A 25341-nucleotide genomic window follows, 5' to 3' on the forward strand; every position below is an offset into this window, starting at 1 on the left:
AATGCTCGACCTTACGCTTCTCAAGAACTTCGTCATCGTCGCCCGCGCCGGCTCCATCAGCGTTGCCGCCATGCAGGTCGGGCGCACACAATCAGCCCTCAGCACGCAGATGCAGCGGCTTGAGGAGCAGGTGGGCCACAGCCTGCTGCAACGAACGGGTTCTGGGGTGCGGGTGACTGCGGCGGGAGAAAAACTGCTTGCGCATGCCAATGCGCTGCTTGCCCGGCACGATGAAATCCTCGCGGATATGAGCGAGGCTATCCTTCAGGGGACCGTCAGCCTTGGATGCCCGGAGGACTATTCCATCGCCTTCCTGCCGGAACTGCTGCGGGGCTTCTGCGCAACCTACCCGAAAGTCGACCTGCGGATGGTCTGCGCGCCAACCATAGAGCTGCATCCGCTGCTGCGCCGCCGGCAGATCGACATGGCGCTGGTCTCACAGGCCGACCCTGATCATCCCGAGGTTCTGCGCCGGGAGAGTTTCGTCTGGGTGGCGGACAGGCCGGAACCGGATCTGCTGGCCAAGGACGTGCTGCCGCTGGCGCTCTCGGCACCGGCGACGCTCGATCATCGCGCGGCCTGCGATGCCATGGAAAGTGCCAATCGCCGCTACCGGGTCGCCTTTGCCAGCACCAGCCTTGCCGGCCTCATCGCCATCGCCCGCTCCGGCCACGCCATCAGCGTGCTGACGAGAACAGCCGTTCCGCCCGACCTTCATATCGTCAGCGATGGCCTGCCGCCGCTGCCGACGATCGGAATAGCCATCGCATTTTCCGATCCCCAGACATCATCGGCGGCCAGGGCGCTTGGTGATCACATTCGAGCGGTTCTTCCGGGCCTCAGTCTTTAGCGTGATTTTCCCTGGGCCGAAGCGCCGAGGCTGAGGAGATGATAAAAGACGATGGCGCCGATTGTCGCCGTGCCGATGCCATCCAGCGTGAAACCGCCGACATTGAGCTTGAAGTTGCCGGCACCCAGCACCAGCGCGATACCCACGGTGATGAGATTGCGCGGCTCGGAAAAATCGACCTTGTTCTCGACCCAGATGCGCCCGGCGGTCGCCGCGATCAGGCCGAACACCACGACGGACAGGCCGCCGATGACGGGTCCCGGTATCGTCTGGATCAGCGCGCCGAATTTTGGCGAGAAGCCGAGAATGATGGCAACCAGCGCCGCAACGATGAAAACCAGCGTCGAGAAAATGCGGGTAATCGCCATGACGCCCATGTTTTCGGCATAGGTCGTCATCCCGGTTCCGCCAAAGGCACCGGAAAAGATGGTGGCGATGCCATCACCGATGAAGGCGCGGCCGAGATAAGGATCGAGGTTGCGGCCGGTCATCGCGCCGATCGCCTTGATATGCCCGAGATTTTCCGCCACCAGAATGACGACGACAGGCGCGATCAGTGCGATTGCCGAGGCGGAAAATACCGGCGTGGTAAATGTCGGCAGTCCAAACCAGGATGCGGCCGCAACGCCTGAAAAATCCACGGGCTTGCCGAGACCGAAGCCGTTGGCCAGCACCAGATAGGCGATATAGGCAATGGCGCCACCGAGAAGGATGGGCAGGCGTCGCGCCATGCCGGGCGCATAGACCGCGATTGCACCGACGGATGTGACGGTCAAAATCGCAATCCAGCGCGACAGCTGGTCGCCATCGGGATTACCGGGGCCGCTGCCGGACGCGCTGGCAATGGCAATCGGCGCAAGCACCAGACCGATCGCCGCAACGATTGCACCGGTCAGGACCGGCGGCATCAGCCGTTCAATCCAGTTGTGGCCGGCAATCATGACGATGACGCCGATCAGGGCATAAAGCACGCCCGCGGCAATGATGCCGCCAAGCGCAAGCGCGATATTCGGGCTCGCCGCACCGGCGGCGGCACCGGTTGCCACCAGCACGGGACCGATGAAAGCGAAAGACGAACCGAGATAGCTCGGCACGCGGCCACCGACGGCGATGAAGAAGATCAGCGTCGAGATGCCCGAAAACAGGATGGAGACGTTCGGATCGAACCCCATGATCAGTGGCGCAAGCACCGTGGAGCCGAACATGGCGACAACATGCTGCAAACCGAGAACTGCGGTCTGCCCGGCGGGCAACCGCTCATCCGGCATGATGCGCCCTTCGGTTTTCAGTCGCCAGCGCGGAAAATAGCCACCTGTATCGCTCATCGTCGTCTGTCCCCCAGAAAGCGGCCGACGCGATTTGGCGAACGTCCCCGTTGCAGATCGCAGCCGCATAAAAGATTTGTCTTTATGTGATATGCGACCGTCGTTCCGGGCCGAATCGGTGGCGGCGCATCCTGTCTTCGGTAGCGCGATTGCCGGCTGCTGTCATCGGGCATCAAGGGGTTACCCACCCCTCAGTTCAGCCAAACCGGCGAACGGGCTCAATCTCACAGATCGATGTCATCACCTTGCCGCGCCCTTCACCCTTGGCGCGGTAAAGCGCTTCGTCAGCGCAGCGGAAGGCCTCATCGCAGGACGTTTCAGACCCGACGACGCTGCTCAATCCGAAGGACGCTCCGATGATCATCATGCTGTCATCGACAACATAGGGCTCGGAGAGAAGCACGCACAGCTGCCGGCAGCGCATTTCGGCTTCGGCAAGGAAAATGGCGGGCATCAGCACGGCAAACTCGTCCCCGCCCAAGCGGAACACCACGTCGCGCTCCTGACAGGCAGCGCGAAGGCGGGTGGCGACCGCCTTGAGCAAGGCATCCCCGGCGGCGTGTCCGTGGCTGTCATTGATCGCCTTGAAACCGTCGAGATCAAGACAGGCGACAGTCAGGTCTCCCTGCTGCGATAACCGGGAAAATTCGGATGCGACGAGCGACCTGTTGGCCAGCCCGGTGAGGAAATCATGGGTGGCAGCATGCCGCATCTGTCTTTCGGCCTCGACAAGCGAATGAACCGCACGGCGGGAAATCCGCACCGCGAAGATGCCACCGGCTATGAGGACGACAAGAACCGTGACGGCAAGCGGCATGGACTGACGGAGCAGATCCCGCGCCGGGGTCAGCGGCTGCCAGGACAGCGCCTGTGCCTGACCATTCGGCCCCATGGCGATTTCCACCCTTGCGCGGTCTGCCGGAACGCTGCCGGCCGGCCCGACGGAAGCATCGTCCAGAAGGAATCGGTTTCCGAGAAATTCCTGCAGGCTGCCGCCGATGGGGATTGCGGAAATGAGCACCGGCGCCCGTTCACCCCGGGGTGTCGCCGTCCTGAAGTCCGACTGGAAGAGGCTGGCTGTCAAAAGGACGGCGTCATCACCGATCACTTCGATCTTGCTGAAGGCGATCGGCTGCGGAATGCCCTCCGGCCTTTCGCCGCGTTCCTTTTCGCGCACGGCATCCACAAGCGAATGCGCGTCCTGCGTCACCACGTCCGCCCCACGGGCAAAAAACGGGCGTTGCAGCACCTCATCATCCGTCTTCGAATAGATCAGATCGCCGTCGCCGTTGAGAATGCTGACGAAACGTGTACGCGACGTGCCGATGAGCGACCGTCCGATATTGCGATCGGTCCACTCAAGGTCGAAGAGATTGTCGATCTTGGCGATGGATTCGTCCCAGATTGTCCATGCGGTCAGCGCAAACTCCACGTCGGAAATCCATATGGAGATGTTGCGTCCCACCAGGGTTTCCTGCCGCTCACGAAGCTCCGCATCGAGACGCGCAACACCATAATAGGGAATGGCCGCCAGCCCTGCCAGCAATATGGCGATAAGCACTGCGGCCGGTCCGGCAAGCCTGAGTTGGGTGAAACGCATCGTCATCTATGGTCCGATTATTTGTCGGATGTCATTTTCGACAAGGCACGTTTCACCGCGGTTACCGCAATGGGAATTTCAAGCGGGTCGGTTAACACTTGGTTCCCGACACTGGCAGGCGCTTTCGGCGGGAACGAGGCTTGTCGCCTCCGCGGCGATGCGTAGCCGGTCGTGATCGACGTTTCCACGCCATTACTCAGCCACAGCTTGCCGCACCCTCATATTGTTCAGCTGCAACAAAACCGCGAATGCTGCCGTGCTCATGATCCCGAGCACCGCAAACACCGCCTGCGGGCCGATACCGCCCATCAACGCCGCCAGAACCGGGGGAGCCAGGGCGTTGATAAGGTTCATCGGCAGTGCGATGGTAGCCATCGCGGCCGCGTAGTCGGATTTTTCAAAAAACACCAGCGGCATGGTTGCCCGCGCCACCGCGAAAGCCCCGCTACCGACGCCGAACAACATGAGATAACCACCCACGGCGAGAAACCCCGCTCCTCCGAGCCATATCGCAACAAGGCCCACGGGGATCATCGCACCCGATACGACCGCAGTGGACAATCCGTCCCATCTTCGCCCGCCCACGAGATCGATGACGCGACCGCCAACCTTGAAAACACCAAGCAGCGAGGCGACAGCGACAGCGCTTGCAAGTTCCATTCCCATCGCCTGCAAAAGCTGTATGCCAATGGCATCAATGCCAAAGGTGACAAAGCTGTTCAGGGCGATGGCAGCGACCAGGAACATGAAGACCCGTCCCTTTTTCCGGTTGCCATGACCCGCTGCCGCAGGAGGCGCTTGATGTGTAGCCGGCAAACCGAACAATACCAGCGGGCAGACAACCATGGTCATGGTGCCGGCATAAACGAAGACGACAGCGCGCCACCCCAACCCATGGTCAAGGAACGTGGTGACTGGCCAGAAGATGCTGCCGGCCAGTCCGGTCACCAGCATAAGTGTCCCAATCAGGCTGCGTGCCTGATCCTCGGCATATTCGGCAATATAGGCATAAGCGGAGGTTGTGAGGAACATCGCCCCCGCAAGCCCTGTCAGGGCCCAGCTCATCCAGAACATCGTGAGGTTCACAGACAAGCCAAGCAGGGAGAGGCCTAATCCCATGAGGCCGGCGCCGGCCGCCATGACCTGACGTGCGCCAAACCGGCGGAACGCCCGACCGACCCACGGCGCGGCAAGCCCCATCGCCCCGAACATCACGGAGGTTCCAACAAAAACCGATGGAAGGGAGGTCGCAAACTCCGCCGCGACCGGGCCGGCAAGCACCGGCAGAATTCCCACCGAACCCCAGCCGGTAATCTGGGTGATGGCAATGAGGAGAAGAACATATTGGCGGCGCATCAATCACGCTTAAAGCCGAAGCGTGATGTTCTGATGACAGGCAATCAAGGCACAGGGCCCCAAAGATGATCGGTCAGCGCAGACGACACGGGAGCGGTGAACTCCCGCGCCGAAGTTTTCTCACTCCGCCCTGTCGAGCGCCGTCAAAATCTCATAGGCCAGGGCGACACGATCCTCATTGGGATAGTTTTTGTTGGCCAGAAGGACGACGCCATGTTTCTGCTTCGGTATGAAAGCCACATAGGCCCCAAAACCATTGGTGGAGCCCGTCTTGTTGATGAGGACGTCCTGACGCGGCTTCATCGGCGGGGTGATTTCGGAGACCGGAACCGTCTTCAAAAGGGCGCCGGAATTCGCGTCCACCAGCGTCTTCAGGGCAACGGGATAGGCATATTGTTCCCAGACCATGTCCTGCACCATCGCGCCGACACTGAAATAACCCGTGTGTGTGTTGAGAAGCGCCTGCTGCATTTTTCCGTCCAGTGTCTCAAGGCCCATATTGGCGTTGACGAAACGGATCATGTCGCTTGCCGATGATTTGACGCCGTAAGCCTCCGAAGAAAGGATGGCCGGTGTCACGCGCGCCGGGTCGCCATTTCTCTTATAGCCTTGGGCGTAATCCGCCATCTTTGCCTTGGGCACCACGGTGAAGGTGTTCTTCAGCCCCAGCCCGGGCAGCAGCGTGTCTTGCATCGCGTCATCAAAGCTCTGGCCCATGGCCTTTGCGGTGACGTAACCGAGCATTCCGATGCTGGGATTGGCATAGGTGCGGTGGGTTCCGGCCTTGTATGAAGGTTTCCAGGTCTTGAGATAGGTCAGCAGCTGCTGTTCTGTCTTGACGTTGTCCGGCACCTGCAGCGGAAATCCGCCTGCGGTGTGGGTGCCGAGATGCATCAGCGCGACATCGCCGAACGGCTTGCCTTTCATCGACGGAAGATAATCCGCGACCTTGCCGGACAGCGACAGCTGGCCGTTCATCTCGGCATAGGTGCTGAGCGCGACCGTGAATGTCTTGCTGATCGAGCCGAGCTCGAACAAGGTCTGTGGCGTGACGGGCTGGCCGGTGCTTTTGGACATGACGCCATAGGTGAAGACGTGATTTTCGCCATTAATACTGATGGCGACGGCCAGACCCGGAATGCCGTTTTTCTGCATGACCGGCTTTATCGCGGCATCCGTTATCGCCTTCAGCTTCGCTTCATCGGCGGCAGAAGCCTGTGTGAACAGGCCGGCCGAGAGCAGTGCTGCAAGGGCGATATGTCCGTGATTGAGTTTCATCTTTCGCATTCTCCAAAACCTCAGGTAGATGACCGGCGTTTGCGCCGCCCCCAGCGAAAGAGCTTTAGCTGCCCTACATTGCACGAACAAACCATGATATCTCGGAAGAGATACAAGAAAATCTAGGTCTCAAATGGTTCGGCAATTTCTTCCCCTGAACGGTCTTCGGGCCTTCGAGGCATCCGCAAGACACCTCAGCTTCACGCGTGCAGCCATCGAACTCTGCGTCACGCAGGCGGCGGTGAGCCAGCAGGTGAAGGTGCTGGAAAAGCGGCTGGGTGTCTCGCTGTTTCAACGGCTTCCACGCGGGCTGAAAATCACCGCCGAGGGTGAAGCGCTTCTGCCCACCGTCACCAGTTCCTTCGACCAGATGGCGACTACGCTCGACAGGATCGAGGCCGGACAGGTGCGCGAATTGCTGTTTCTGGGGGTCGTCGGCACCTTTGCCGTCGGCTGGCTCCTGCCGCGATTGCAGGAGTTTCAAAAGCAGCATCCCTTCATCGATATCAGGGTTTCCACCAACAATAACCGGGTGGACATGGCCGCCGAAGGGCTGGATTTTGCCATTCGTTTCGGTCAAGGCTCATGGCACGGCACCGATGCCTTCCGGCTTTTCGATGCGCCGCTTTCACCCCTCTGCACGCCCAAGCTGGCGGAGACTTTAAAAACGCCCGCCGATCTTGTCGAGGCGACGCTTTTGCGCAGCTACCGATCCGACGAATGGAGCACATGGTTTTCGGCCGCCGGCGTGACGCCGACAGCGCAGGTGAATGCCGGGATCGTTTTCGACACCTCGCTCGGCATGATGGAGGCCGCGCTGCAGGGGCTGGGCGTGGCGCTTGCGCCGCCATCGATGTTTTCGCGGCATCTGGCGTCCGGGGCAATCATCCAGCCCTTCCCCGTCACCATATCGCTTGGAAGCTACTGGCTGACCCGGCTGCAATCAAAACCGCAGACATCCGCCATGCAGGCCTTCTCGGACTGGATGTCGACCCATGCCGACTTTGCCTGAAAAGGCTTACAGCAATGCCAGCAGAACGCCGCCGGCAGCACAGATCACCACCACGACCCATGGCGGCGTCTTCCAGACCGTCAACAGGATGAAACCCGCAAGCGCCAGCGTGAAATCCTTGGACGTGAAGATCGCGCTGGTCCACACAGGATCATAAAGTGCGGCGCCGAGAATGCCGACAACGGCGGCATTTGCACCCCGCATGGCCGCCTGCGCCAAAAGATGCCGGCGAAATCCTTCCCAGAAGGGCAGCGCGCCGATGAGAAGCAGCATGCCCGGCAGGAAGATCGCGACAAGGGCGATGGCCGCACCGAAAACGCCGTTCGGCGGAGGCCCCACCACCGCGCCGAGATAGGCGGCGAAAGTGAATAGCGGGCCGGGAACGGCCTGTGTCGCGCCATATCCGGCGATAAATGCATCCTCCGTCACCCAGCCGGTGGCGACGACTTCGGATTGCAGCAGCGGCAGAACCACATGCCCGCCGCCGAAGACCAGTGCGCCGGCACGATAAAACGCATCGAACAAGGAGAGGCCCTGCGATCCCGCCACCGCCGCAAGCAGCGGAAGCAGGCCGAGAAGCAGGATGAAGGCCGCGAGTGCGATATATCCGACGCTTTTTGGCACCCGAAACTGAAGATGGGCAGCTTCCCGCACCGCACCGTTACGACAGAAGACAAGCCCGGCAATGGCACCGACGGCAAGTGCCAGGATCTGCCCGAAGGCTCCGGCCAGAAACACCACGCAAACGATGCCGGAAAGCGCAATGCTCGCCCGCTGCCGATCCGGCGCAAGGCTTTTTGCCATGCCCCAGACCGCCTGCGCCACCACGGCGACGGCGACGATCTTGAGGCCATGCAGCAGGCCGGTGCCAACCGGCCCCTCGATGGAAGCGGCAATGGTGGCGAACAGCAAAAGCAGGATGGCGGATGGCAGGGTAAAAGCCGTCCATGCCATGAGAGCGCCGAGCGGCCCGGCCCTCAGAAGCCCGAGCGCAAAACCGACCTGGCTGGAGGCCGGCCCGGGAAGAAACTGACAGAGCGCCACAAGATCGGCATAACCGGCCTCGTCGATCCATTTGCGCCGCACGACCAGCTCATCGCGAAAATAACCGAGATGGGCGATGGGACCACCGAAAGAGGTGACGCCAAGTTTCAGGAAGGCGGCGAAAACTTCACCAGAGGTGCCGTTTTTTTGGCTGCAGGTTTCGGCTGGCACTGCTTGCGTTGACGGCTTCACGAAAAGCTCCCTGAGCGTGCAACGGCTATTCGTCAACACAGATGGGCCTCAAAAAATCATGTCGATATCAGACACTATTGCGACAGGGATATGAAGGGGCCCGTCACGTCGACGCCGGAAAGTCGCTGACTTTCCGGCGTGTCCTGATGTCATAAGCAACCGCTACAGCAGTTCAGCGAAGTGGGATATCCATCCCCGCTCATCGGTGCCGCCGGAGAAACCGGCCGCACCCAGAGTGATTTCATACTGCTTGCTCTTCCTGTGGATAGTTACCGCGACCGCGATCGGTGTCTTGGGTCTCCATGTAAAATTACTGTCCGGCCCCGGCTCGAGATGGCTGAGGGATTCGAGCTGAACGGCGTCGAGAAACATGACCGTGCTTTTTCCGGTTTTGTAGAGAGACTCCCACCGCGCCTGAGCAACGGCATTTGCCGCCTCGGCGAAGACATCGCCATCCTTCCCGGGATCAGCCAGAGCTGCCTTGCGCCATGCCGCGAGGATATTGAGGATGTCGTTCATGTCGAGTCCCAGCTCCGCGAGAAACTCGATGGTCTGGGTGTTGCCAAATGTGTTGTAACCGTCCTCGCTGAAAGGGCGAATATGCTTGATCATGAAGTCGCTGAGAATTGGCATATTGTGTCTCCTTTGGACATGAGCCAGCTGTTCCCGGCCTTTGATGGTAAGGACAGGTTGGCATGGTTTTGAGGGGTTGCTGGGTGCCGGAATGCCTCCGGCAAGACGTTCGGTGCCGTTACGCGCCTTTGCGCGCAGCCGACATTCCGCTTACGGGCTTAACCGAAGGTAATGGCGGTGTGGCCGGCCATGCCGAGGAATTCCTGCAGGCCAATGCGCGTTCTGCTGCCGCCATGCCCTGTCGGCCATGGATCGAGGATATGAAGTTCGAGATCCTTGCCTGCATCGGTATAGCCGTAGACGACGTAATAATGGATATGCGTCCCGATGACGAAGACGCGGTTGTTGTCGATCTCGCCTCTCACGATTTCCGGCGTCAGATCGGCGACGAACCCACCCCCGGTCGTTGCATGGTCGAAGGCGTTCCATTGGCTGGAAACCAGCCTGACGATATTGCTGTCAGGATTGGCGCCGCCCATTTCATCGATGGCAGCGGATTGATCCAGAATAAGCGCCAGCTCCCAGCGCTCCTGAACCTCCGGGTCGACGGTCGCAAGCGCTGCGGTGTTGCGTCTTGCGATGGCATATTGCGTGGTGGCGGCAAGTTCACGATAGGCCCGCACCATCTGCTCCACGGCGGCAAAGCACCAGGACGGCGTTTCCTGAGCGACCAGCACCGGAGGGTTGTTGACTGTCGGCATGATATTCTCCTTCCTTAAAGTGACGCGGCACGGGTTGGACTTCGATGCCGTCCGGATGCCGGTCGTTGATCTTGCATCGGGTAATGTCTTGACGTTTCGGTCTTGTTGGCCGTCCTGCCGGCAATTGCGCCGGCAGGACATTGCCCATGATCTCGAGGCCAAAGGGGACGACCAGTGGCTGGGATCATGGAGACGCTGCCTGCCGGGCCGGGACAGGAGCGGCAGTTGCACAAGCGTCAGGCGCTCTTGTTCAGATCCTGACGATAGGCCTGCAACGACGCAATTTTTGCATCCGCTGCGGCTTCGCGTTCGGCGACGATCTCGGTGAGTTTTTCCGAGGCGACCGACAGATAGGTCTTTAGCTCGCTGCCGGTGAGATATTTACCGCTCAGCTTGTTCAGCTTGGACCAGCCATCCGCAAAACTGCGACTGAACCTGTCGCAGACGATCACAACCGCATGCCATTGACCGGTTTGCCTGACGAAAAACTCATCGACGGAGCGGACGAGCTGCGCGAAGCGGTTCTTTCGAATGACCTCCAGCTCGGCGACACTTTCGATGCCGCTGATCTGGTGCTGGGCATCATCGGCGATGGCCTGCATGAAGTCGGCGAAGGTCTTGAAGAAATACGCGACCTCCTCGATGATCTCCTTCATGCGCTTGAGGGCAGATAGGCTGACGTTCAGCGACTGGACCGCAAGCTGGATTTTATCGTCTTCAGTCTGCTTGCCTTTAAGCAGGGCGTTGATTTTCACCAGTTCGGCCGATTGGGTGCGGCGTTCCTTTTCATAGGCTTCCGCCTTGTCGATCATCTGCATCTGGATTTCGCGCAGGCTTGCCGCCTGTTGCTGTTGCTCATCGGAAAGCTTGCCAAGCCCCTGGTCCAGGGCTTTGAGCGAAGCCTGCAGGCTGGAAACAATGGTTTCCTGTTGTGCAACCTTTTCTTCTTGCGTCTTGAGTTCGTCAGAGCGGGTCTTCAGACGCTTTTCGAGTTCGGCAAGCTCAACCGCCTTGGCCGATTTCGGATCGGCGCCTGCGGCCTCTTCCGCCAGCTTCGACTTCGATTCCTCCAGCGATTTGACATCGCCCTTCAGGACGTCGCGTTTTTCCTGGCTTTTGCGCAGTTCGGCTTGCTTTTCGGAAAGCTCGGTCTGCTTGGCGGCTGCATCGCTCTTGCCGCCGCCGGTCGCCGGGTTGCGCGAGCCTCCGCCCTGTCCCTGCCCATCGGCATCCTGCCCACCCTTGGGCTGCCCCGAAAGCGCGCCGCCGACCGAAGACGCCAGCATCGAGGCCGGACCACCAGCCACCATGGCGATGGCGGGAATAGCGCTTGAGATCATCTGCGCACCGACCCGGATGATCGACATGACAAAAGCGCGCTGCTCTGCCGTATTGGCGCGTTTCTCGTATTCGCTTGCTTTCTTTTCAAATTCAGCGACCTGCACCTTGAGGTCGTTGACAAGCGATTCAAGCTGTTCGCGTCGTGCGCCCGCTTCGGTGATTTCCTTTTCGATCGCGGCCTTGTCGATGAGCCGTTTGCTCAAAACGGTTTCGCTCTTGTCCGTGGTCTGCACCGTGTCCTTGATGATGACATCATAGGTGGACGCGATAACCAGAAGCTCGTTGCGAACACCCAGCGCCCTGTCGCGGACGTTTTTGGCGAGTTTAATCAGATCATTGGAGACGAATGCCTTGACCTCGGCCTGGTCGCTTTCCTCCCGGACGTCGAGCCAGTCCGGGAACAGATCGGCGATCGCTTTGCCGATCCTGCCGGCCTCATCCATCGCGCTTCGCATGGTGCGCTCGCTTTGCTGCTGCGCCGTTATCAGCTTGTTCATGATCGCGCTGATGCGCACACGAACGTCGCCTTCCTCCTGCGGGGTGGTGTTGTAGGCGATGTAGAGCAGATCGATCGCGTTGTCGGTATCGCGCTTGGCCCGCTCGACATCGTAAGTTCCCTGGATCTTGTCGACATAGGACCGGACAAGCGCCGTATCTGACTTGGGAAGATTAAACTTCGGCAGCGAAAGGATCGTATCGACACTGGCGTCGATCTCGCTTTTGATTTTGGCTTCGCGGCTTTCAAAGGTCACAACATTATTCATTTTCATGCTCCTGTTGATGTGTGGTTACGGAGAGTCATGGGATTGATCGTTCACGATCCGCATTGTTTCTTCGCGTCATCCGGCAGTCCGGCCTCGGTGGAGGAAATGAACTGCGGTACGTCCTTGGTCAGGCCGTCGATCTCGGCGGACAGCCGGTCGACCTGACGTATTTTCGCGTCGTCAGGATTGACCTCGCTCGCTTCCTTCAGAGCATTGGTGAAGTTGCCGACCTGAATGTTGAAGTCCTGAACCTTGACGTTGATGGTGGAAATCGCCGCTTTGAGCCTGGTGATCTGCTCTTCCAGATTTTTCACCGCGCTCTGGTTTTCCGCGTGGCTCTGCTGCGCCGCTATCAGCTGGCGGCGATTGTTTTCGAGCTGGTTGCGAACGCCCTCAAGCGCCGTCCGGGCGTTGTCCAGCCGTGGCTGTGCGATGCGGTATTCCCGCTCCGCGTCATTCATCCATCCCAGCGCCTTGACTGCGGCGTCACCGGCCTGGCAAATTCCCGGCAGGAAGAAGAGGACGCCGCTGCATATCGTTACTCTCTTGGCCTGCTCGTCCCTTTCCCTTCGGGCTTTTTCGAACACGGCCTGACGCGCCCTGACGTTCTCGCTCTCAGACTGAACCAGTTCTTCATAACCCTTCACGGCCGTTTCGGACTGCGCTACCTGCCGTTCCAGCTCGATCTGCAGGTACATGGCCTCTCCCAGCGACCTCTCCCGTTCGGCGCTGAGCTGCTGTTGCGCCGTCAGATGTTCCATCAGGCACACGGATCGGCGACCGAGCAGCTCCCGGCTGGCTTCCGCCTGTTCAAGTTTTGACTGGAAAGCCGCCACCTGTTCGGTGGTGAGGGCGGCCGCATTTGCAATGGCCGGCTGGCCCAGGGACGGTATATCAAACTGCATCGCGATTGCCGCAAGGCCGGCAAAAATAACATGTCGAAGTTGCATCGCTTTATCCTCCTTCTGAGAATTGTGGTGAATGGACGTGCCGCGGCCCAGCCGGCATTGCTGCCGGACGCGCCAGAAACTCGGTAGAAACATGCGGATGCCAGGCGGCTTCGGAATGCACTTTGCGTCACTCCGTCAAGACCGAAAAAACAACCATCAAAGATTGTGTTTTCGATTGCCCAACGAAAGATATCCTGTCCGAAGCCGAATAAAATTATGCAATAAAAACAGACGATAACATTGTTATTATCGCCGCTCTCACAAACCGTTCCAAAAGGGCACATATTTCAATGCGCTCTTTAACACTCAATTTATGAGAGTATTTTTTAATACCCTCAAGGAGAGCGGCGCGGGAGTGCAACAAATTGCACGCATCTCCCGAACCCGGAACATTTCAGCTGTCATGCGGGCCTGAACGGCCGCAGCCGGCGAGCAAAACTCATATTTTGAAATTCGCCATAAAGTAGCGAAACTTAAGATTCCGTGGGAGAAAGGCCTCTGGAAAAGCAGTTGCGCAGGATTCAAAATCGCTCCCGCAAGGAGACCCCGTTCGGCCGCAGCCGGACATGCTTCAGGAGAGGCTGACACCCCTTGCGAACCGGATCCTGAACGATGCCGCTTTTGACGAGACTGTCATCCGTCTTTGCGGGCAGATATCGATGGTCTTCAAGCAGGAGCCACGCCTCGTTCGCGTCATCGGTGATTTCGGCGCATTCGCAACGATCCTGTGTGCCATTTGCCTGGCATCGATCCATGGCGGGCAATTTACCCTGGCTGCAGTTCAGGCGGTCGTAGTCCCTCGAGGCTGGGCCTCCAGCCGCAGGACACGGGCCTTGATCGACTGGCTGGAACTCGAAGGCGCCGCCCGGCGGCATCAGCCCCGTGGCGACAACCGCGAACGTCCATGGTCGTTGTGTGGCTGGCTGACCATGGCCATCGAAACGCTCGCCGAGGCTTATCTTGCCGCAGCCGCGCCATGGGAGGCGCAGCCGGTTCTGGGCAGGCCGGCGAAAGATGACATCGGCGTCAACACCCTTGTCGATGGTGTCGGCTGGCTTTTGAAGCAACAGCAGGCGCTCACCCCCATATCAATGGAAACCCTGATGTTCCTGGGCCATGCCCCCGGATTTCCTCTGCTGCTGGATCTGCTGTCTGCGGCGAAAACCAGCAGATCAGATGCGTCAGATTGTGAATTTTCCCGCAAGGCGGCTGCGCGCGCCTATGGGATAAGCCGCGCCCACGTCACCGCCCTCTTGGCCAAGGCGGAACGCCTGAGCATTCTGAAGAGGAACGGATCCCGCATATGTCTGAGCGACAGGACATTGCAGAATGTACAAGGGGATATCGCCCATCAACTGGCATTCGTTGTCGTGTGGCTGGGGATTTTGAGGGACTGACCGCGTCAGCGCCTGCTCACCGCAATGGCACCCCTAGGAAAACCGTTGCCACCGGGTTAGAAGAGGCAACATCGGATCCGTGACATGACCTTGCCTGAAACAACCCCTGCCGCCGTGGATGCCACAATCGAGGATCGCTCGCTGCTGATCCGCGAATCCCTGCGCAATGCCATCATCGACCGGCGGCTCGCGCCCGGAACCAAACTGTCGGAAGCCGAGGTTGGTGCACTCTTTGATGTCAGCCGCACGGTGGCGCGCGCCGCGTTGCAGATTTTGGCCTTCGAGGGGCTGGTAAAGACCGAGCGTAACCGCGGAGCCTTCGTTTCCACGCCCTCGCCGGAAGAGGCGCGCCAGATTTTCGCCTCACGCCGCCTGATCGAGCCGGGCATCATCGCGGCGGCCGCGCAGCGCATCACGCCTGCGGATATTGTGCGGTTTGAGCATCACCTCGTCGACGAGGCACACTATATGAATGAACGGGGTCCGGCCGCGCGCCGGGCGGAAATAAAGGCCTCGGGCGATTTCCATCTCCTGCTGGCGGCCCTGTCCGGTAACGTCATCCTCCAGCGGTTCATGGATGAACTTGTCGCCCGCTCATCGCTGGTCGTCGCCCTTTATGGCCGCTCGGGTGTTTCGAGCTGCGGCCACAATGAACACCTTGCCATTCTCGAGCTTGTCGCAAAGGGTGACGCAAAAGGCGCGTCAGATCTCATGATCCATCACCTCGATCATATCGAGGCCGATCTCGATCTGCAGCCGAAGCAGGGTGTCAGCCTGAGAAACGCGCTGGCACCACTTTCCTGATTGCCGGCGGATATCGATGGCGGACAACGTCCGTTGCGCCAAAACGAATGCTCTAGTTTGCCTTGAAGCGGTCGAAGGCGGTGAGGTGCTTGACCGGGGGATCGGCCTCCCAGCGATAGATCTCGGTCCGCAGGAAATGCAGCTCCTCATCGAGCTTTTCTTCGGCCACTTCCACCCACCAGGCTTTGGGCCGGCCATCCGAACCGTCTGACCAGCGATAGCCGCGCTTTTTCAGATGATCCTTCATGTCGAAGGGGCTGTTTTCCGCATAAATGCGAACCCGGGAGCGCTGGCTTGCCTGGTACAGTTCTGCGAAGGGCGCTTCGTCCTGTCCCGCACGGGCGTGACCCAGCACTTCCAGAAGCGCAAAACAATCATCGACGGCGCGATGGCCATCGTGGAAGTAACCGGATTGTCCGATGAGATAGGCAAGTTTGCTGCCCTCAAAACCCCGCGCCCGCCAGTCGATCTCGGAAACCGAACAGGCCCATGCCTTCTCGCGGAAAATCGGCGAGAAGGCCTCGCAGAACGGACGGTCAAAGCCGGCATTATGGGCGATGATCAGATCCGCCCGGGCAACAAGCGCGCTCAGGCGGTCCATGTCGATCACCTGTCCGGCGACCATCTCGTCGGTAATCCCGGTCAGGCGCGTGATCTCTTCCGGGATAGTGACGCCGGGCTGCCGCACGCCGCCATAAACGCCGGTAACATCGCCGATCGCGCCATGATCGTCGAATGTGAAGGCGATGACGCCGATCTCGATGATTTCGTCGGTTCGATGATTGAGGCCCGTGGTTTCGGTATCGAGGATAATGCCCTGACGGGGGAACTCCGGCCGCGGTTTGTCGACGACGGTACGCGGCATGAGCCGGCGTGAAACACGGTAATTTCCGGTGGATTCAAGATATCCGGCAAGCGTCTCGTCATCCGCGACGTTCTTCTGCACCGTTTCGCGGCCGGCCGCTTTTCGCCCCCGTTCACCCTGGGGAAGCCGCGCTGCCGCGGAACCGAAAAAATCCAACTGGGAGCTCATTATGCGCCTGTCCGCCATATCCGGAAATCGTGATTTAAGTAGTCCAGCATATGTGCAGAGGCTCATGGTAACAACAGCGGTTGCTTTCATCCACAGAAACTGAGCCACACAGTTTGCACCATCACGGCCGCGCCGGCTTTAACATGATTATTTAAGTTAAGTATTGAATTCGCATCTGCCACGGGGTATCGCCTGAAGTCCAATCTCCAGGTCGGTCATGACGCAGCGCGACAAATTCCTTTCGGCATTCCTGAAAACCCAGTCGGATATCAAGCGATATCTGACGCGGATGACGGGCTCGCGCGAGGATGCCGAGGATCTTGCCCATGAGGCATGGATCAAGCTGGCGAGAAACAGCTCGAATGCATCCGCAGCACCAGTGCCTTATCTCAAGCGCATCGCCAGGTCGCTGGCCATCGATCACGGGCGGGGCCGCAGGCACCGCGCCACGACCGAGCAGATCGAGGATGCCCTTTCCATTCGCGACGAGCGCCCGGGTCCGGACCAGCAGGTAATCGACCGCGACCAGATCCGGCAGCTCATGCGGGTCATCGGTGAACTTCCTGACCGACAGAGAAAGATGCTGGTCGCGGCGCGGCTGGAATTTCGTCCCTATGCCGAAATCGCGGAAGAGTTCCATGTCTCCACCCGCACGGTGGAAATGGAGATCAATCGCGCCCTCAACTACTGCATCGAGAAAATGGGACATGAGCGGCACAGATAATTTTCGGATTTACCGTTTGTGATCGTTAGAGCTAATGAGGTTCATGTGAAATTCCGGCATCCAGACGGTTTTTTGATAGGGGTTGCGTGTTGAACGAAGGATCCGATGCGCTCAGAAGAAAGGCCACGACCTTTATTGTCAGGCTGCGCTCCGGCGCGGCCACGGTTGAGGATACGGAGGCGCTCCACCACTGGCGCAGCCTCAGCGCCGATCACGAACGCGCCTTCGTCGAGGCGTCGGCGCTCTGGCGCGATCTTGGCCCGGCTCTGGAAGCGCAGGCGCAGACCCGCGTCAAAGCCACATCCAGACGATCCTTTCTGGTGGGCGGCAGCCTTGCCGCGGGCCTTGCCGGTATTGCCGTCGCGCTGCCGGAACTCGGTTACCTCCCCTCCATCGGCGCAATGCTTGCGGATTTTTCAACTGGTGTCGGCGAGCAACAGAATGTCAGCCTGCCGGATGGATCGACCGCCTTTCTCGATGGCGGCTCCGCTCTGTCGCTGGAACGCGGCGAACGGCGGTTCGATCTCACGGCAGGTGCTGCGGTCTTCACCGTTCAGCAGGCGGCGAATATTCCTTTTGTGGTCAAAGCCGGCAATGGCCGCGTGCAGGCCTCCGGCGGCGCCTTCAGCGTCACCCATAATGCCAGCGGCGTAACCGTGGAATGCCTGTCCGGCCCGCTCAGCGTCCACTGTCTCGGCGATGCGCAGCTGCTTCCCGGAGAGGCAATCGTCTATTCGGACGCTGGCCTTGGGGAAAAATCCGCGATCGACCTCGAGACGGCATCGGCTTGGCGTGAAGGCATGCTGGTCTTCAACAACCGTCCGCTGGAAGACATCGTCGCGAGCCTGAACCGCCACCGGCGCGGCAGGATCATCATCACCCGTCAAAGCCTGCGCTCCCTGCACGTCTCGGGCGTCTTTCAGCTCAACCGGCCGCAGGACATTATCGCCCATCTTGAAGAAACCCTGCATCTTCATGCGGTCGGCGCAGGCGGAATCCTGCTGCTTGTCTGAAGCCTCTCGAACCGGAGACAGCGCTGGATTCCGGACGATCCAAAAATATTACAAAAAAACTCCACAAATCTTTTCGGGTTCATGCGCCTCGGTCGTCTTCCCTATCAGAGGCCGCAGCAAGGCGGCGAAATGGAAGGGAATACGGGGATGACTTTATTGGCGACGGGACATAAATCCGGTGGTCGCGAACGGCGTTTGAGGCTTGCAGCATTCTGCGCATCACTGGCCTGCTCCGTATCCTTGGTTGCCCATACCCAGGCAGTTGCGCAGGAGCTGCGCCAGTTTTCCATTCCCGCCGGGTCCCTCGATGTGGCGCTGACGCGCTTTGGCGCTGCAAGCGGTATCCAGATTTTCTACGACGCATCGCTGACACGCGGGCTCAAGACCTCCGGCGCGGCCGGCTCCCTGCCGCCGCGGGAAGCACTCGGCAAGCTGCTTGACGGCACCGGCCTCAGCTTCCGCTTCACCGCGCCCGATCGCGTGACGGTTTCCAACGCCTCACAGGCACCGGAAGCAACCTCTGCGGATGGCTCGCTCGTTCTCGAAACAATCACCGTCACCGGCAAGTCAGGACGATATGGCAGCCCGGACGCACCTTATAGCAACGATGCCCCGACCGCCTTCATTTCGGGCGAGGATATCGAGCGCTTCCGCGGCTCAAGCCCGGCCGACATGTTTCGTGGCACGGCCGGCGTCATGTCCGGCGAAGCGCGAAACGGCGCCGGTGCCATCGACGTCAACATTCGCGGCATGCAGGGAATGGGCCGCGTCGCCACGACGGTCGACGGCGCTGAAAATTCCGTGACGGTCTATCAGGGGTACCAGGGCGTCTCGAACCGCACCTATGTCGATCCCGATTTCATCGCCGGTGTCGACATTACCAAGGGAGCCGATGCCGCTTCCTTCGGCAATGCCGGATCGGTGGCGATGCGAACGGTCGGCGCCGACGACATCGTCAAGCCGGGCGAGAAATGGGGGCTGAAGGTCAAGGGCGGCTTCGGCACCAATTCATCAAGCCCGACGGAAGGCGCATTGAGCGGCTACAGCTACCAGTCTGGCGCAGGCACCGCGACCCCGTCTGCCGATGGCATGGACAGACCCGCCTTCCTCAAGCCGACGACCGGTTCCGGCAGCGTCATCGGCGCTTACAAGGGCGAGGATATCGATGTCGTCGCCGGATATGCGCATCGCCGTCAGGGCAATTATCACGCCGGCAGCCATGGTCCTGTCGCGTCCCCGAAAAACATCGGCGACACGAAATATTGGGGCGGCACTCTGCCCAACACGATGATCAATGAAGGTCTGGCCAACTATCGCGGCGGCGAGGAAATCCTCAATACCGAGCTGGAAACGCAATCGCTTCTGGCGAAGGTCACGGCGCGTCTGTCAGACGACCAGACATTCCAGATCGGTTACATGGGATACAGAAGCGAGGCCGGAGACAGGCTTGCCTCGCGGCTGACCTCGAATACCGGACAGGCGCAGCAGCAGGAACAGACCGTCAGCACCAGCCTCGACACATTTACCGCCAGATATAACTGGAACCCCGAAGACAACGACCTCATCGACTTCAAGTCGAATTTCTATTTCAACCATCTTGAAGTCCGCAACCCCGTGCGCGGCGGGCGTGGCCTGACACCGGAGAAGATCGGCCTGCCATCAGGCTTCCGGGTCGGCACCGATACCAATATGTGGGGAGCGGAGATTACCAATCGCTCGCAGTTCAGCCTGGATTACGGCGATTTCGACCTGAATTACGGATTTTCCTACCGCGCCGAAGACACCAATGGTAGCAACCACACCGCCGTACTGGAGGGCTGGCTGACCCCGCGCGACGCCATTCGCCATGAAGGTGCAGCCTTTGCCAAGGCAGCTTACAAGCCGGTGGACTGGCTTACCCTTAATGGCGGCCTGCGATACTCCCATTACTGGGTAGAAGACCGATTTGATCCCTATGAGCGTTATCAGGCGCGGGACAAGCCGGTTGACCTGAAAGTGGATGACGGCGGTTTCAGCCCATCTGCCGGAGTGACGCTGGAACCGTTCGACAACACCCAGTTTTACGTCAATTATTCGAATACGCTGCGCTCGCCATCCATCATTGAATCCGTCTCGGCTTTCAACAGCGTCATTGCGAATGCCGGCGTCCTGCCGGAGCGCTCCAGCAACTGGGAAATCGGCACCAACATCATTCGCGACGGCATCTTCTCCGAAGATGATACCACCATGATCAAGTTCGGTTATTTCAACTGGGATGTGAAGAACTACATCTCGCGCACCGTCGTGACCGAACCGCAGCTGACGCTGAATATCGGCAATATTCCGCGCGCCAAATTTTCCGGTCTCGAAGTTTCCGGCCGTTACACCAATGGCGGATTTTCGGCCGATCTTTCCGCCAACTACTTCCTGAATGTCGAATATTGCCGCACGACCCAGACCTGCGACAGCAAGTCTCTCTATGGCGACTATGCGACGAACCATGTTCAGCCGGAATATACGGTCGACCTGACGCTTTCGCAGAAATTCCTCGAGGACCGGCTGACGGTCGGCGGCCGCGTCTCCTATGTCGGCCCGCGCGCCATCGGCCACGGCGACGTCACCGCGCAAGGTGCGTCGCAATTCATCGCACTTGTCGACTGGGAGCCCTATACGCTGGTCGATCTGTTTACCGAATACAAGATCAACGACAATATGACGGCGAGCCTGCGGGTGGAGAACCTGTTCGACCGTTTTTATGTCGATCCGCTCGGCCTCGTCACGCAGCCCGGTCCCGGCCGCACGATCTATGCCAGCCTTACCGCGACGATCGGCGGCGGCGAGGCCCTGCCCGGCCTTTCCCCCTTCAGCAGCCCGACGGACGCATCCTTCGTGCGTGACTGGACCGGCTTCCATGTGGGCGCCCATGCCGGCGGCGATTTCCTGAATTTTGCCGGAAATACGATCTCGCTGGATGGCACATTCAACGATGCGGCCGCACGGGAATCGGCCGATTTCAACCTGCGGGGCGGCGCGTTTGGACTGCAGGCCGGTTATGACCGGCAGCTGGAAAACGGCTTTGTCGTCGGCGTCGAGGCCGATTACACCAAGACCTATCTTCGTGGCCTCGAAAAGTTCGGTTCCACCGATCCGGTGCTGGCAAAGAGCGGCCACGTGGACGCAACGACCAGCTACGATATCGACTGGACGGCCGGTCTGCGGGCGAAGCTCGGTTATGCCGTGAATGACAGGCTGCTCGTTTACTCCACCGCCGGCCTGGCGCTGGCGAAAGAAACCCAGTGGCGCGACCAGTATATTTCAGACGGCGCGAGCGCGACCAATCCTCTCGGCTCTGAAACGACGGCATTCTTCGTGGAGAAGGCTTCCGGAACACGTGCCGGCTTCACCGTCGGCCTCGGCGCGGAATATGCGCTGAACGACAACTGGTCGATCCGTGCGGATTACAGCTACAGCCATTTCCGCGCCAAATCGTTCAAGTTCAAGAACGCCCGCGCCGGCACCGGCAAGGATTATCGCACCAGCGAGCAGACGGGCACGGAGATGGTCGATCCCGGCTTGAAGAATGATCCGAACATGGCCTGGCTCTGCGATTCCATGCCGGAAGTCTGCGAGCCCTATGAATCCCCGATCTACGAATATGTAGACCATGCCGGGACATCCGGAATTGCAAACGGTCGCAATGCCTCGAACTCGTTGAACCTGCATGCCATCAAGGTCGGGCTGAACTATCGCTTCTGAGGAAACTTTCCGCAAACTTTCGAGCCGTGCGCCTACCTGGCGCGCGGCTCACCGAAACATGAGATTGCTCACGAAACCGGACGATTGAGAATGGTTTCGCAACTCGCCGGATTGCCGATGATCTCGCTGGTCTTGATGATGGAGCCGGCATCTGCCGTGATCTTGATGATGCAATCGCGGCGGTGTTCCTTGATTTTCATGCCCTCGGTCTGCGTCATCTGGGTCTGTCCATCCACGGACTTGTATTCACGCCGGTTGCTCAGCCCGGCATAGGTCTCCACATCAACCTTCAGCCAGTAGGATTCGGTTGCGCCCTTTTCGATAACCACCTTGTTGGGGCGGCCAAGCCTGGCAATGGCCGCATCCCGCGGCTGCCCCACAAAGGCTGCGACCGTGCGGGAAATATCGGTTTCTCCGGTTGAGGTGCAGGCGCTGACAATCACCAGCGCAGCCGCCAGACATCCGGTCTCAAGCCATCTCATCTTCAATCGTCCCCTCGCAAGATATCGCCCGCCGCATAGGTCGCCTACTGCCGCTGTGGCGCAAATCTAGGGTCAATGATTTCATGCTGAAAGGAGGGCGGACAGAAATCCCGATCAACTTGTTATGATCGACGGGCGTCAGCCTTCTTTATCTGTTGCGGAACACGGTGCAGGGGACGCCGGCCTGCCGGATCTCTCCGCAGAGCCTGTTGGCTTCGCCACGGGTCTCGCGGCCGATGCGGGCGGCATAACGCGGGCGCGAACCGAAATTCCCGCCTCTTTGCCTGACGATGAGGGCACGTTCCGCATTGAGCGGTTCCGACAATCCGCCAATCGCGCGGGTAAACAGCCGGTTCGCCACCGCCGGATTGTAATGCGCCGCAAGCTGCACCCCCCAGGGCGCCCAGTCGGCCGAGGAGATGAGAACGGGATCGTTCATGGTGCGGGTGTCGGCGAGACGCAGGCAGGCATCGAGGAAGGACCGGCCTTCATCCAGCGCCGGGGCGGCCTTTTCCGGCGGGTTGTCTTTCCAGTTTTCGACAGGATATCCGGTGATGGCAAACACGTAATCGCGGGTTTCCATTGGCAGGCGGCCGGTGGCGATGAATGTCCGCAACCCCGCCTCGCCGGCATTATAGGCCGCAGCGGCAAGACCGAAATTGCCGAATTGACCATTCAGCTCGGAGAGATAACGCGACGACGCCTCAAGCGCGGCAATGATGTTGAAGCTATCTTCGAGACCACGCAGCCTTGCTGTTCCGGGCATGAACTGGGCGATGCCCTCAGCCCCTTTCGGGCTGACCGCATCGGCGCGGAACAGGCTTTCGCGCCAGATCAGCCGGGCGAAATAATCCGGCGGCACGGCGTAACGTCCGGCCAGCACCTCGATGGCATGACACAGATCGCTATTGTAGCTGCCGACCCGAATGCAGAGTTCCGGCGCAACGGCATGGCTATATGCGCAGGTGCTTTTCCCCTCCGCCGGCTCTTCAGCCCGGGCAGCACCGCCCGCTGTCGCCATCAGGCAGAAGACCAGAGCGACACGGCCTGTCCATATCCCTGCCCATATACCTGCCAAGCAAACGACCCCACACTTCCAGACGCAAAGCACCGATTATCGGGTGATCGCGAAAATATGCCCCGACCTTCGGCCTTGATCAATGGAAGTTTCGGTTTCGCGCTGCCGATGCGCATCTGCGCTATCAAAAGGCTAGACGCAAAACATCCAGCCGACCCGATTGCCGGGCCGGCTGGACGCTCTCATTTACCCGCTCCGGCGAGAAGCCTTCTAGAACTCCTGCCATTCATCATGATTGACGGCGACCGCAGCAGAACCACGCGCCGCAACGGGGCGGGATACCGGACGACGGGGATGGGTCGGCGCCGGCCGCATCTCCGGGCTGCTGCGCAGCGAGGATGCCGAACGCGGCGCCTCATCGAACCTGAATTGCCCCAGAAGTTCGAACAGGGCGGCGGCTTCGCGGGCAAGGCTGTGGCTGGCGGCAGTCTGCTCCTCCACCATTGCAGCGTTTTGCTGTGTGCCCTGATCGACCGTGTTGACCGCCTGATTGATTTCGGCAAGCGCGGTGGACTGTTCACGGGCGGCTTCGACAATCGCCACGACATTGCTGTTGATATCACGCACCTGTTCCGCGATTTCCTGCAGCGCCGATCCCGCCTTGGTAACAAGGCCGACGCCGTTTTCCACCTGCGAGCCCGAAGCATTGATCAGGCTCTTGATTTCCTTTGCAGCGGTTGCCGAGCGCTGCGCCAGTTCGCGCACTTCCTGCGCGACGACTGCAAAACCCTTGCCCGCCTCACCCGCACGCGCCGCTTCCACGCCGGCATTCAGCGCAAGCAGATTGGTCTGGAAGGCGATCTCATCGATCACGCCGATAATGTTGGAAATCTCGCGCGATGATTTTTCGATCTGATCCATGGCGCCGATCGCATCGCGCACCACCTGGCCCGAATGTTCGGCATGGTCGCGGGCCCGGGCGACGATCGTGCCGGCCTCTTCGGCCCGGCGGCTGGAATCGTTGACGGCAGTGGTGATCTCCTCCAGCGCCGCGGCAGTCTCCTCGATGGAGGCGGCCTGCTGTTCCGTGCGTTTGGCGAGATCATCGGCAGCGGAGCGTATCTCGTTGGAGCCCGAGGAAATCGCGCCGGCATTTTCAGATACCAGCGTCATCGCTCTCTTCAGCTTTTCCGAGGCCGCGTTGAAATCCGTCCGCAATCTCTCAAGCGAGGGGATGAACGGCTTGTCGATGCTCTGCGACAGGTCGCCATCAGCCAGGTCCGTCAGACATTGGGCGAGCTTTTCGACATTTTCGACACGACCGGTCACGTCGGTCGCAAATTTGACGACCTTGAACACCTTGCCGTTCAAATCGAAGATCGGATTATAAGAGGCCTGAATGAAGACCTTGCGGCCGCCCTTGCCGAGCCGCATGAATTCATCCGCCACGAGATCACCGCCCGCGAGCCTTTCCCAGAACTGCTTGTAATGCGCCGACTGCGTGTAGGCCGGTTCGCAGAACATCGAATGATGCCGGCCCTGAACCTCCGACAGTGAATAACCCAGTGCCGCCAGAAAATTCTCGTTGGCGGTCAGGACATCGCCACCAGGCGAAAACTCGATGATGGCCTGCGCCCGCGACAGGGCGTCGATCTTGCCCGCATCTTCCGCCGCCTTCAGCTTGCGCCCGGTGATGTCGGTGGCGATCTTGATCACCTTCACCGGCTTGCCGCGGCGAAACACCGGATTATAGGAGGCCTCGATCCAGACCTCCCTGCCACCCTTGCCGATGCGCTTATATTGCTGCTGATCGAACTGACCGGCGGAAAGTTTTGCCCAGAAGCTCTTGTAGTCCTGCGAAGCCACGACGGCCGGCTCGACGAACATGCTGTGATGCCTGCCGATGATTTCCGCAAGCTCGTAACCGAGCGCACGACAGAAATTCTCGTTGGCGGTAAGAATTTTCCCGGAAAGGTCAAACTCTATAATGGCCTGGGATTTGGAAAGCGCGGCAAGAACCGCGAAAGCATTGGCACCACGATCAAGAAAACTCACGCGCAATCCTCCGATGGCAGATTAATGATTTCCG

General features: G+C 59.8%; 20 protein-coding genes. 7 read left to right on the top strand and 13 right to left on the bottom strand.

Translation table 11 applies throughout. The features are described 5' to 3' along the window. Position 1: 1 nt before the first annotated feature. The gene (locus EXN68_RS23405) at positions 2-850 is read left to right on the top strand and encodes a LysR family transcriptional regulator (RefSeq protein WP_142843158.1); all 849 of its coding nucleotides are present in this window, start codon (positions 2-4) and stop codon (positions 848-850) included. Here the strand turns inward: EXN68_RS23405 and EXN68_RS23410 are convergent. From EXN68_RS23410 to ampC, 4 genes are all read right to left on the bottom strand, one after another. Next, positions 847-2175, bottom strand: coding sequence for a solute carrier family 23 protein (locus EXN68_RS23410; RefSeq protein ID WP_142843159.1), 1329 nt, complete (start codon positions 2173-2175; stop codon positions 847-849). The two genes, EXN68_RS23405 and EXN68_RS23410, sit on opposite strands and share 4 nt — an antisense overlap. Before the next feature lie 196 nt (positions 2176-2371). Then, on the bottom strand, positions 2372-3781 hold the full coding sequence (locus EXN68_RS23415; protein WP_142843161.1) for a GGDEF domain-containing protein: 1410 nt from the start codon (positions 3779-3781) through the stop codon (positions 2372-2374). A gap of 186 nt (positions 3782-3967) precedes the next feature. Beyond that, a complete protein-coding gene (locus EXN68_RS23420) occupies positions 3968-5131 on the bottom strand; it encodes an MFS transporter (RefSeq protein WP_142843163.1) in 1164 nt (387 codons plus the stop codon). A 120-nt stretch (positions 5132-5251) separates the two neighbouring features. Beyond that, positions 5252-6409, bottom strand: coding sequence for a class C beta-lactamase (ampC, locus tag EXN68_RS23425; protein ID WP_142843165.1), 1158 nt, complete (start codon positions 6407-6409; stop codon positions 5252-5254). A gap of 133 nt (positions 6410-6542) precedes the next feature. Between ampC and EXN68_RS23430 the strand changes: the two genes are divergently transcribed. Next, a complete protein-coding gene (locus EXN68_RS23430) occupies positions 6543-7421 on the top strand; it encodes a LysR family transcriptional regulator (protein WP_142843167.1) in 879 nt (292 codons plus the stop codon). 6 nt (positions 7422-7427) lie between these two features. On the opposite strand, the gene chrA is transcribed toward EXN68_RS23430, so the two are convergent. From chrA to EXN68_RS23455, 5 genes are all read right to left on the bottom strand, one after another. After that, complete coding sequence (chrA, locus tag EXN68_RS23435; RefSeq protein WP_404944530.1) at positions 7428-8657, bottom strand: chromate efflux transporter; 1230 nt, start codon at positions 8655-8657, stop codon at positions 7428-7430. A gap of 162 nt (positions 8658-8819) precedes the next feature. Beyond that, on the bottom strand, positions 8820-9290 hold the full coding sequence (locus EXN68_RS23440; protein WP_142843169.1) for a hypothetical protein: 471 nt from the start codon (positions 9288-9290) through the stop codon (positions 8820-8822). A 158-nt stretch (positions 9291-9448) separates the two neighbouring features. After that, positions 9449-9991 (bottom strand): hypothetical protein, encoded by a 543-nt coding sequence (locus EXN68_RS23445; RefSeq protein WP_142843171.1) that lies wholly within the window; start codon positions 9989-9991, stop codon positions 9449-9451. Between the two features lie 236 nt (positions 9992-10227). Then, the gene (locus EXN68_RS23450) at positions 10228-12096 is read right to left on the bottom strand and encodes a tyrosyl-tRNA deacylase (protein WP_142843173.1); all 1869 of its coding nucleotides are present in this window, start codon (positions 12094-12096) and stop codon (positions 10228-10230) included. Positions 12097-12146: 50 nt separating this feature from the next. After that, on the bottom strand, positions 12147-13046 hold the full coding sequence (locus EXN68_RS23455; RefSeq protein ID WP_142843175.1) for a hypothetical protein: 900 nt from the start codon (positions 13044-13046) through the stop codon (positions 12147-12149). A 566-nt stretch (positions 13047-13612) separates the two neighbouring features. On the opposite strand from EXN68_RS23455, the gene EXN68_RS23460 reads away from it, so the two are divergent. Continuing rightward, on the top strand, positions 13613-14443 hold the full coding sequence (locus EXN68_RS23460) for a hypothetical protein (RefSeq protein ID WP_142843176.1): 831 nt from the start codon (positions 13613-13615) through the stop codon (positions 14441-14443). Positions 14444-14527: 84 nt separating this feature from the next. Beyond that, positions 14528-15247 (top strand): GntR family transcriptional regulator, encoded by a 720-nt coding sequence (locus tag EXN68_RS23465; RefSeq protein ID WP_142843178.1) that lies wholly within the window; start codon positions 14528-14530, stop codon positions 15245-15247. 52 nt (positions 15248-15299) lie between these two features. On the opposite strand, the gene EXN68_RS23470 is transcribed toward EXN68_RS23465, so the two are convergent. Further along, positions 15300-16280, bottom strand: a complete 981-nt coding sequence (locus EXN68_RS23470; protein WP_142843180.1) for a 3'-5' exonuclease — start codon at positions 16278-16280, stop codon at positions 15300-15302. Between the two features lie 217 nt (positions 16281-16497). Here EXN68_RS23470 and EXN68_RS23475 point away from each other — a divergent pair, with 217 nt between their 5' ends. The 3 genes from EXN68_RS23475 (at position 16498) to EXN68_RS23485 (ending at position 21752) form a co-directional block, all read left to right on the top strand. Further along, a complete protein-coding gene (locus tag EXN68_RS23475) occupies positions 16498-17004 on the top strand; it encodes an RNA polymerase sigma factor (RefSeq protein ID WP_142843181.1) in 507 nt (168 codons plus the stop codon). An 86-nt stretch (positions 17005-17090) separates the two neighbouring features. Continuing rightward, a complete protein-coding gene (locus tag EXN68_RS23480; RefSeq protein WP_142843183.1) occupies positions 17091-18017 on the top strand; it encodes a FecR family protein in 927 nt (308 codons plus the stop codon). 156 nt (positions 18018-18173) lie between these two features. Next, positions 18174-21752 (top strand): TonB-dependent receptor domain-containing protein, encoded by a 3579-nt coding sequence (locus EXN68_RS23485; RefSeq protein WP_237681467.1) that lies wholly within the window; start codon positions 18174-18176, stop codon positions 21750-21752. Between the two features lie 68 nt (positions 21753-21820). Here EXN68_RS23485 and EXN68_RS23490 read toward each other — a convergent pair whose 3' ends face one another. The 3 genes from EXN68_RS23490 to EXN68_RS23500 all read right to left on the bottom strand — a co-directional run bounded on the left by EXN68_RS23490 (position 21821) and on the right by EXN68_RS23500 (position 25307). Beyond that, the gene (locus EXN68_RS23490) at positions 21821-22234 is read right to left on the bottom strand and encodes a hypothetical protein (protein ID WP_142843185.1); all 414 of its coding nucleotides are present in this window, start codon (positions 22232-22234) and stop codon (positions 21821-21823) included. A gap of 148 nt (positions 22235-22382) precedes the next feature. After that, positions 22383-23255 carry a lytic transglycosylase domain-containing protein gene (locus EXN68_RS23495; protein WP_142843246.1) on the bottom strand — a complete coding sequence of 291 codons (873 nt, stop codon included), beginning with the start codon at positions 23253-23255 and terminating at the stop codon, positions 22383-22385. Positions 23256-23522: 267 nt separating this feature from the next. Further along, on the bottom strand, positions 23523-25307 hold the full coding sequence (locus EXN68_RS23500; RefSeq protein WP_142843187.1) for a methyl-accepting chemotaxis protein: 1785 nt from the start codon (positions 25305-25307) through the stop codon (positions 23523-23525). Between the last annotated feature and the right edge of the window lie 34 nt (positions 25308-25341).

Source organism: Martinezella rhizogenes (assembly GCF_007002745.1).
Taxonomy (GTDB): Bacteria; Pseudomonadota; Alphaproteobacteria; order Rhizobiales; family Rhizobiaceae; genus Agrobacterium; species Agrobacterium cucumeris.

Bases quoted from the DNA above. Each gene is read 5' to 3' on its own strand.
- EXN68_RS23455 (WP_142843175.1), bottom strand. From the start codon at position 13,046: ATGCAACTTCGACATGTTATTTTTGCCGGCCTTGCGGCAATCGCGATG.
- EXN68_RS23475 (WP_142843181.1), top strand. From the start codon at position 16,498: ATGACGCAGCGCGACAAATTCCTTTCGGCATTCCTGAAAACCCAGTCG.
- EXN68_RS23420 (WP_142843163.1), bottom strand. From the start codon at position 5,131: ATGCGCCGCCAATATGTTCTTCTCCTCATTGCCATCACCCAGATTACC.
- EXN68_RS23405 (WP_142843158.1), top strand. From the start codon at position 2: ATGCTCGACCTTACGCTTCTCAAGAACTTCGTCATCGTCGCCCGCGCC.
- EXN68_RS23410 (WP_142843159.1), bottom strand. From the start codon at position 2,175: ATGAGCGATACAGGTGGCTATTTTCCGCGCTGGCGACTGAAAACCGAA.
- EXN68_RS23415 (WP_142843161.1), bottom strand. From the start codon at position 3,781: ATGACGATGCGTTTCACCCAACTCAGGCTTGCCGGACCGGCCGCAGTG.
- EXN68_RS23450 (WP_142843173.1), bottom strand. From the start codon at position 12,096: ATGAATAATGTTGTGACCTTTGAAAGCCGCGAAGCCAAAATCAAAAGC.
- EXN68_RS23445 (WP_142843171.1), bottom strand. From the start codon at position 9,991: ATGCCGACAGTCAACAACCCTCCGGTGCTGGTCGCTCAGGAAACGCCG.
- EXN68_RS23465 (WP_142843178.1), top strand. From the start codon at position 14,528: ATGACCTTGCCTGAAACAACCCCTGCCGCCGTGGATGCCACAATCGAG.
- EXN68_RS23490 (WP_142843185.1), bottom strand. From the start codon at position 22,234: ATGAGATGGCTTGAGACCGGATGTCTGGCGGCTGCGCTGGTGATTGTC.
- EXN68_RS23495 (WP_142843246.1), bottom strand. From the start codon at position 23,255: ATGGCGACAGCGGGCGGTGCTGCCCGGGCTGAAGAGCCGGCGGAGGGG.
- ampC (WP_142843165.1), bottom strand. From the start codon at position 6,409: ATGAAACTCAATCACGGACATATCGCCCTTGCAGCACTGCTCTCGGCC.
- EXN68_RS23470 (WP_142843180.1), bottom strand. From the start codon at position 16,280: ATGAGCTCCCAGTTGGATTTTTTCGGTTCCGCGGCAGCGCGGCTTCCC.
- EXN68_RS23440 (WP_142843169.1), bottom strand. From the start codon at position 9,290: ATGCCAATTCTCAGCGACTTCATGATCAAGCATATTCGCCCTTTCAGC.
- EXN68_RS23430 (WP_142843167.1), top strand. From the start codon at position 6,543: ATGGTTCGGCAATTTCTTCCCCTGAACGGTCTTCGGGCCTTCGAGGCA.
- EXN68_RS23460 (WP_142843176.1), top strand. From the start codon at position 13,613: ATGCTTCAGGAGAGGCTGACACCCCTTGCGAACCGGATCCTGAACGAT.